Source organism: uncultured Psychromonas sp., assembly GCF_947489755.1.
GTDB lineage: Bacteria > Pseudomonadota > Gammaproteobacteria > Enterobacterales > Psychromonadaceae > Psychromonas.
Genome location: NZ_CANLFB010000012.1, coordinates 112,539 through 121,426, shown reverse-complemented (window position 1 = coordinate 121,426; position 8,888 = coordinate 112,539). Strand labels below are relative to the sequence as shown.

The following is an 8,888-nucleotide window of genomic DNA, read 5'->3' as shown; positions in this document are numbered from 1 at the left end:
CTCCTGCAAGCTGAAAACAGGACTCGCAGAGCTCTTCCGCTCATAACACTAGGCTTTGCCTAATTCGCCATGCGCCCGAATTCAAAACATAAAAGGATCAACACAAAACTCCTGCAAGCTGAAAACAGGACTCGCAGAGCTCTTCCGCTCATAACACTAGGCTTTGCCTAATTCGCCATGCGCCCCGAATTCAAAACATAAAAGGATCAACACAACCCCCTTCAAACTGAAAACTGGACCCGCAGAGCTCTTCCGAGCATAACTCTAGGAACTGCCTAATTCGCCATGCACCCGAGGTCAAAGCATAAAAATAATTAACGCTGAAATGAATAAGTTCGAAAGTGGCTGATAAATTAATAAAATTAACTGTGTAATAGTGTTTAAGATTTTGGGGCGCTGGCTTTAGCCTGCAGTTTTTTTTTGTGTATTTTTGTATTTTGAAGTGAAAAAGTTAGATTGCTTGAGTCTGTTTAAACTGAAAATTGAGTCAAAGGTAAAAGGTAAAAGGTCAAAGGTTAAACTAAAAAAGAAAACCTGCAAGCTGAAAACAGGACTCGCAGAGCTCTTCCGAGCATAACTCTAAGATCTGTCTAATTCGCCATAGGTCAAAAACAAAAGAATTAACATTCACTCAGTGATTTCAAATAAAGTGTGTTTTTAAATATTACTGGGTTGGTTATTTCTTTTAGCATTACTTCATTTGGCAAACAATCATCATCTACGTAATCGACGAAGTCACCTGTTGAATCGAAAATTAAGGTATCAAACGCTAAACGATCTAAGCCGTATAAACCACGGTGAATCATATCTGCAGAAAACACTAATAAATCACCTGCTTTTAACGGGATCTTTTTGCCAGTGGAGAGATCGTCGCTGCTAAATTTTCTTTTTCTTGCCAAGCGTACATCTAATTCTTCCTGTGTGTCCCAACGTTTATGAGATCCTGGCACTAATTCCATACCAGGTTCGTCGAACAATGGAACGCGAAAGTGCACAACTTGTGTTTCTTGAATGGCTTTTTTCTGACCTTCAATATGGTGATCATATTGACAATCTCGGTGCCAAAAATTTTCTTGTTGAGGGCGTTGAGGATTAAAAAATAATTGCGTATTCATGAAAGCTGGATCATTTGGAACAATGGTATTAATAATATCCATCATTTTGGTTGAGCTGATGAAGTTAAATAAATTTAAACGATCTGGGCTTTGTAAGTACTGAGTACCAGTGATTAAAGAGGAGTTAAACGCTTCTTTTTGGAAGAAGATTTCATTGTCAGCTTTCCATGTTTCATGGAAGGTAAGCACCGTTTCTTTTAATGCTGATATTTCAGTTTCAGTAAAATAGTTTTGAATAATGAAGTAACCTCGCTGATCATATTCGTTTTTTAAGTGATTTAAATGACTAACCATCTACCGTTGCTGCCTTTTTTTATTTTTAAATTGAATGCTTCCAGATGCTCAGTTTACATTTTCTTTTGTTTGTTTTTCGATACTCGTTTTTACCCTGTTCTTCAAAATAGGGTCATCTAATTTTCAGTGTAAGTGTTGTGCTTTATTTAAGTGATGGCCTAATTATCTGAATCTAATCGCTTTTAAATAACTTTAAATAACTTTAAATAACTTTAAAAAGCCGTTTAATGATCAACAAAGTACGCTGTTATTTTTGGAAGGCATAATAGCGGAATATCAGCAAAGCACATATTAAGTTTATTGGTTATTTTTCAATTTGCTGTGCGATATAAAAATCCTAGTTTAGCAATAGCTTGCTCACGTTCAACTTCTGTTTTTTTACTAAAGTTTAACCGCATATAATGTCTGTATTTTCCGGTGGCAGAAAAGAGGGTGCCAGGTGCAATACTGACGTCACAAGAGGCATTAACGTTACATGAGCAAACATTACACATGAAAGAAGCTGATGCTCTGAGCTCTTCATTTAGGGTTACGCCTGCTAAAGTAATTGAGTTGTCTCGGCTTTAATAACTGGTTTTTAAGCTAACAGGGAAAGTTGACTTTTATATAGGCTTGTTTGTCGTAGTACAGTTCGCTTATTTTTGTAGTGATACAGTTATCTTCTAAATGCCTTTTAAGTCTTAATTTTAAAGGCATTTATAATTTATATCACTCTATCTCTACGTCTTTGTATTTATAAATCTTTTCTTTAGGAATGTGGCAATAGTCATTGGGGAAGTTTTGTAATCGGTCTTGGTGCTCATCTGCACTTTTTATGTAATTGGTTAATGGTAATACTTCTACTGCAATTTTTTCATGATCACTTCTACTGCTAATGATCTCATTAACATCCGCTAAATGAAGTAATGATATAGAGTAAATGCCAGTACGATATTTTTCGCCAACATCAATGCCTTGTTTATTAATACTGTACGGGTCAATCACTTCAAAATAGCAGGCGATTAATTGTTCTAAGGAAATAATAGAGGGATCAAATTGAGTCCTAACACATTCGGCATAGCCGTCGTAGCCACCCTCTAATTGTTGAGATGTTCCATTAGCTCTCCCTACTTCTGTAAACTGGATACCGGGAACGTGTCTTAAATATTCTTGTACACCCCATAAACATCCGCCAGCTAAGTATATTTCTTCCATTGTATTGTCCTAAGTCGATGTCTATAAGAGGTATTTATATATTGGCACTAAAATTAAAATTATAAGTATAAATCATCAATTAACTTTTCAATTAAGCTTCATTATGTAGTCAGCGCCTAGTCATTTAATAACATTAGTAACCTTGACAACATTGAAGTGCGAAAAGTCAGTTTATTGAGCGAGCTGATATAAATCAAGTCCCTGTACATTGCTAGATGTTTTATTAAACACATTGTTTAATTTAGTATCAAAGGATTTTAATATCCTTTATATTAGTAGGGATTAGAGCCTATATTTATTCAAATAAGCATAAACTACCAATTAATACATTGGCTTATTAAATATGTTAATAAAATGTTTTATGTTAATTTTTCTCGGTACTGATAATGATAATCATGTGGGGTGTTTTGTGCTTCATTTTATTGAATTATATCGTTTTATCTGAGAGCTGAGTGGCTATCTATTATCCATGTTTATGGTATATAATGTTGCGTATGTTAAATTATTGTTATTATTAGAGGTATAAATGAGCCTGTATTTAGATTACTTAAATGAAATAGAAGATCGTAAAGTTGAAGGTCTACATCCACTACCAATTGATAAAGGTGACTTGTTAGCTGAGATCATCACTCAAATCAAAGATACTGGTAATGAACATCGTGAAGCTTCACTTAATTTCTTCATCTATAACACCTTGCCTGGTACTACTAATGCAGCTGGTGTTAAATCGCAATTTTTAAAAGAAATCATTCTTGGTCAATCTGTTGTTGCTGAAATCACACCAGAATTTGCTTTTGAATTGTTATCTCACATGAAAGGCGGTCCTTCTGTTGAAGTACTACTTGATTTAGCCCTTTCAGATGACGTTTCAGTAGCAACACCAGCGGCAGAAGTATTAAAAACGCAAGTATTCCTGTATGAAGCAGACACTGAACGTCTTGAAGCTTCATTTAAAGCAGGCAATGCGATTGCTAAAGATATTCTTGAAAGTTACGCTCGTGCGGACTTCTTCACTAAACTACCTGAAATTGCTGAAACAATTGATGTCGTGACTTATATTGCCGCTGAAGGCGATATTTCAACGGATTTACTCTCTCCTGGTAACCAAGCTCACTCTCGTTCAGATCGTGAATTACACGGTAAGTGTATGATTACACCTGAAGCGCAAGACGAAATTCAAGCGTTACAAAAACAATATCCTGGCAAAAAAGTCATGCTAATTGCTGAAAAAGGCACAATGGGTGTGGGTTCATCTCGTATGTCTGGCGTGAACAACGTGGCACTATGGGCAGGTGAGCAAGCAAGTCCTTATATTCCATTTGTTAACTTTGCACCGGTTGTTGCAGGTACAAATGGTATTTCACCAATCTTTTTAACAACGGTTGGTGTAACTGGTGGAATTGGTTTAGATCTTAAAAACTGGGTTAAGAAAGTAGATGCTAATGGCAAAACTATTTTAAATGAAAGTGGTGACCCAGTACTAGAGCAAACATATTCTGTTGATACAGGCACAGTGTTAACCATTAACACTAAAGAGAAAAAATTATACAACGGTGATAAAGAGCTAGCAGACGTTTCTTCAGCGTTCTCTCCTCAAGCTGTTGAGTTTATGAAAGCGGGCGGTTCTTACGCGATTGTATTTGGTAAAAAATTACAAACATTTGCTGCTGAAACACTAGGTGTGCCACTAGAACTTGTTTATGCACCATCTCAAGAAATCTCTCACGAAGGCCAAGGTCTAACTGCTGTTGAAAAAATCTTTAACAAAAATGCAGTGGGCGTAATGTCTAAAGCTGCTTTACATGCTGGCTCTGATGTTCGTGTTCAAGTTAATATCGTTGGTTCGCAAGATACAACGGGATTAATGACTTCTCAAGAACTTGAGTCTATGGCTGCGACTGTTATTTCGCCTATCGTTGATGGCGCTTACCAATCAGGTTGTCATACAGCATCTGTTTGGGATAACAAAGCACAAGCAAACATTCCTAAATTAATGGCGTTCATGAATAAGTTTGGTCTTATTACTGCACGTGATCCTAAGGGCGTTTACCGTCCAATGACAGATGTTATTCATAAAGTACTTAATGATATCACTGTTGATGATTGGGCTATTATTATTGGTGGTGATTCACATACTCGTATGTCTAAAGGTGTTGCTTTCGGCGCCGATTCAGGAACAGTTGGCCTAGCGCTAGCAACAGGTGAAGCAACAATGCCTATTCCTGAGTCTGTTAAAGTTACTTTTAAAGGTGACTTAAAAGACTACATGGATTTCCGTGATGTTGTTCATGCAACGCAAGCGCAAATGCTTAAACAGTTTGGTGATAACGTATTCCAAGGTCGTGTTATTGAAGTACATATCGGTACTTTATTGGCTGACCAAGCGTTTACCTTTACCGATTGGACTGCTGAAATGAAAGCAAAAGCCTCAATCTGTATTTCACAAGATGATACATTGGTTGAGTCTTTAGAAATTTCAAAAAGCCGTATCCAAATCATGATTGATAAAGGTATGGATAACCAAATTGAAACACTTAAAGGCCTAATTGCAATCGCTGATAAGCGTATCAATGAGATTAAGTCAGGTGAAAAAGCTGCACTAGCACCAGACAACAATGCTAAATACTTTGCTGAACTAATCGTTGATTTAGACCAACTTGATGAGCCAATGATTGCTGACCCTGATGTTAATAATGCTGATGTTTCTAAGCGTTATACGCATGACACCATTCGTCCTGTTTCTTTCTATAAAGGTGAGAAGCAAGTAGACCTTGGGTTTGTTGGATCATGTATGGTGCATAAAGGTGACATGAAGATCATTTCTCAAATGCTGAGAAACTTAGAAGACGAAAGCGGTAAAATCCACTTTAAAGCACCATTAGTGATTGCTCCACCAACGTACAATATTGTTGATGAACTAAAAGCTGAAGGCGATTGGGAAGTACTTAAGAAGTATGCAGGATTTGAGTTTAATGATGACGCTCCAAAAGAGTCTGCTCGTACTAAATACGAAAACATCATGTATCTTGAACGTCCTGGATGTAACCTTTGTATGGGTAACCAAGAGAAAGCAGAGAAGGGTGACACTGTAATGGCTACATCAACGCGTCTTTTCCAAGGCCGTGTTGTTGAAGATACTGAAGGTAAAAAAGGTGAGTCTCTATTATCATCTACGCCAGTTGTTGTGCTTTCAACTATCCTTGGTCGTACACCAACGATGGAAGAGTACAAAAATGCTGTTAAAGGCATCAAACTAACTGACTTTGCTCCACCATTAGATGCAATGACAACTGAACCCGTTGAATTCATTCAGGTGAGTAACGTTTAATCAGCGTTAGTTATTAATAAACAAAGAATGAGGTTGTCTTGTTACTGACTTCCTCAAAGAAAAAGAGCTGTACTCGTATGAGACAGCTCTTTTTTTATTTGTGCTATGGACTTCTTGAGTGAATATATTATTTTAACTATTAGAGTGAAAGTTATTGTAAGTGCTTTATAAAATTAGACTTATTAAATTGTATACTGACTTTCTCACTCAAAATATTAAACGTTATTAACTCTTTTGGTCGGCTTTAATTATTTGATCGACGATATCATTCATATTATTTTTAATAATAGCTGGTTTTAAGTATTGAGGGTTATAAGGCGTGCCTGCTCTATCAATATAAGCGGCTAACATACCTGAAGACATTGCTCCATGAGTGTCCCAGTCATGTGTTGCGACTAAACGAAGTGAACCGATAGGTTGTTCTAAAAGATCGGCTACAAATCGATATACTTTAGGATCTGGCTTAAAGCTGCCTGTTTCTTCTACTGAAACCACTTTCGAAAAATAATCGTTTAAGCCGGCATTCTCGATCTGTTTTTTAATAAGATCTAATGACGAGTTCGAAAAGGCAATTGTTTGATAACCGCTATCACGTAACTTTGTTAATGCTGGTTTGATATCTTCGTGTGACTCGAGGCTTGCGAAGGTCGCTAAAATATCGTCACGTGTTTCATTTGGTAAATTAATACCTTTACGCGCTGCTACATTGTTAAGTATATCGCCTGCTAATGCTGCAAATTCAGTTTTTAAGCCTGTGACTGCACAAACAGTCGATGTATGTAATAGTGTTGAAAACCATAGCCCTAATGCTGATTCATCTCCAAAGGCCTGTTCAAATTTCGGTTTAAGCTTGTTTAAATTAAGGACCGTTTCATTGATATCAAATAATACTGTATTACGTTTCATGGTATTTCCTTTGTAGTGCATTTAAAAAATGATTCGGCTTTATTATCTACTGCTATTCGTTAACAGCATGCTTTAGCTGTAACCGGCATGTCAAGTTTGACCATGACTGATTTTGCAATAAACCCTGTGATAAAAATGATCGCTGCTGAGCTATAAAGCATCGTTGTCATACCCCAAGTACTAATAATAAACCCATTTAATGTCGTGCCAATAGCGCCACCTGTGAATAAACCAAATGAAGCCATCGACATAATTGAGCCTTTCATATGCGGTATTTGCTCTTGTATTTTGGCAATAAAAACCGGTTGAAATAAGATAAAACCAGCACCAAACATAAATAAATATAAACAAAATAAAACAGGGTTGTTGGATGCCGATAAACCTAGCAACGCTAAAGCGATCAGGGTGCCATTAAAGGGCATGTAATATTGTTGTAATTTTCTTCTAAGCGTTGGCATTGCTTTGCCAGCGGCAATAATCCCTAAGCCAAAAGGCGATAGCATTGCACCGACAGTAAAGATGTCATAACCAAATCGTTCTGTTATTAATTGCCCCATATAAGTGAAAATGCCAAACACGGTAAACCCCATTAATAGGAATAAAGGCAATAATGAAAGCACGCCTTTGTGACTGAGCACTTTTTTATAAGTCGCCAGAATATTAATCTTATCGCTTACAGGCTTATCTCTTTTAATCATCTTTAACATTAGAATAGCTAAGATCAGTTCCATAATTCCATAGGATAAATAAACTAACTTCCAAGAGCCAAAATGAGCAATGGTACCGCCGATCAATGTTGCTGTCGCAGTGCCTAAAAAGCCATAGGACATTATTCTAGTCAGCACTTGTGGACGCTCACTGTCGCTGCTAGCTTGACCTAAGTAAGCAAGTACAACAGGTAATAAGCCTGCTGCAAAGGCGCCATTAACTGCTCTGAAAAAGATTAACGAAGGAAGATCATAAGCCAGTGCTCCTAAGATACTAAAGATAGCGGTTCCCATAGTGGAAATATGGATAATAAATACTTTGCCATATCGGTCAGATAACGGGCCGAATAGAATTGTAAAAACACCAAATGCCAGCATGTAAGCAGTAACCGAAGAGGCGGCTGCATTAACTGAAAAGTTTAAATCTTCAGCTATATTCACGATTAATGGCGCTGCTGCGTAGTTGTCACCGTTTGCTAAAAAGAGTAATGATCCAAACAAAAATATAACTGTATTAGTTACTAATTTATCACTCATGGATTTATCCGTTATATAATTGAAAATGTTATGGTTTATAAGTACTAACAGCGCTAGGTTTTAATAATATTTTAAATAAATTCTAAACTTTAATTCCTAGTTTCTAACTTCTAAAATTCAATTATTTCTAAACGATTGGTTAGAAATAAAGTATGGTTTTAGACTCTAAATTATTAATCGTTAAATTGAACTGAAAGTCATATCGATAAAGTCGTTAATTTCGTGTAACGAGTGTACTTTAGAAGCACCAGATATTGCTTGTTTAGCAATGATAAGGTAATTAGCTTTTTTAGCTGCAGAAGTCGTATCTTCCCCTTCAGAAATGAGTTTCTCAATGAAAAGTTGCTTTTGATAAGTAACAAAAGACTCTATTTCATTCAATATTTCTGCACTTGTATTGCTATTGTTATTACCACTAAGCTCAGCTCGTGTGTTGGTCATTAAACAACCTTTACTACACGTTGCATCTGTATAAGTTGCGAGGCAATCATAAAAATATTGTTTAATGGCTGCGCGGCCATCATTGCTATGTTTAAGTTTTATCACAACAGGTGACAGCTTGTTTCTGTAACACCTTAGGCTTCGTAAAAAAACGCCTTGCTTACTGCCAAAACTAGAATAGATAGAAAACTTATTAATGCCCATTGTCGATTCTAAAAGACTCATTGATGTATTCTCATAGCCATTACGCCAGAAAAGCTCAGTCGCTTTTTCAATCACATCATTGTCTTCATAATTTTTTTTACGCGCCATCGTTTACACCTAAATATTTTTACCTAAACAATCGGTTAGTTATGAAATAGTCTA

7 protein-coding genes are annotated in these 8,888 nt (G+C 36.5%); 2 read left to right on the top strand and 5 right to left on the bottom strand.

Annotated elements, in window-relative coordinates:
• Window positions 1-620 precede the first annotated feature (620 nt).
• Complete coding sequence (locus tag Q0794_RS08950; protein ID WP_298941373.1) at window positions 621-1,409, bottom strand: phytanoyl-CoA dioxygenase family protein; 789 nt, start codon at window positions 1,407-1,409, stop codon at window positions 621-623.
• 417 nt (window positions 1,410-1,826) lie between these two features.
• Here Q0794_RS08950 and Q0794_RS08945 point away from each other — a divergent pair, with 417 nt between their 5' ends.
• Window positions 1,827-1,976, top strand: a complete 150-nt coding sequence (locus Q0794_RS08945) for a hypothetical protein (RefSeq protein WP_298941372.1) — start codon at window positions 1,827-1,829, stop codon at window positions 1,974-1,976.
• Between the two features lie 141 nt (window positions 1,977-2,117).
• Here Q0794_RS08945 and Q0794_RS08940 read toward each other — a convergent pair whose 3' ends face one another.
• On the bottom strand, window positions 2,118-2,603 hold the full coding sequence (locus Q0794_RS08940) for a peptide-methionine (S)-S-oxide reductase (RefSeq protein ID WP_298941371.1): 486 nt from the start codon (window positions 2,601-2,603) through the stop codon (window positions 2,118-2,120).
• Between the two features lie 526 nt (window positions 2,604-3,129).
• Between Q0794_RS08940 and Q0794_RS08935 the strand changes: the two genes are divergently transcribed.
• On the top strand, window positions 3,130-5,931 hold the full coding sequence (locus Q0794_RS08935; RefSeq protein ID WP_298941370.1) for a bifunctional aconitate hydratase 2/2-methylisocitrate dehydratase: 2,802 nt from the start codon (window positions 3,130-3,132) through the stop codon (window positions 5,929-5,931).
• A 225-nt stretch (window positions 5,932-6,156) separates the two neighbouring features.
• Here Q0794_RS08935 and Q0794_RS08930 read toward each other — a convergent pair whose 3' ends face one another.
• From Q0794_RS08930 to Q0794_RS08920, 3 genes are all read right to left on the bottom strand, one after another.
• Window positions 6,157-6,837: a haloacid dehalogenase type II gene (locus Q0794_RS08930; RefSeq protein WP_298941369.1), complete on the bottom strand. Its 681-nt coding sequence runs from the start codon at window positions 6,835-6,837 to the stop codon at window positions 6,157-6,159.
• 59 nt (window positions 6,838-6,896) lie between these two features.
• Window positions 6,897-8,081 carry an MFS transporter gene (locus tag Q0794_RS08925; protein WP_298941368.1) on the bottom strand — a complete coding sequence of 395 codons (1,185 nt, stop codon included), beginning with the start codon at window positions 8,079-8,081 and terminating at the stop codon, window positions 6,897-6,899.
• A gap of 180 nt (window positions 8,082-8,261) precedes the next feature.
• Window positions 8,262-8,834: a TetR/AcrR family transcriptional regulator gene (locus tag Q0794_RS08920; protein ID WP_298941367.1), complete on the bottom strand. Its 573-nt coding sequence runs from the start codon at window positions 8,832-8,834 to the stop codon at window positions 8,262-8,264.
• Between the last annotated feature and the right edge of the window lie 54 nt (window positions 8,835-8,888).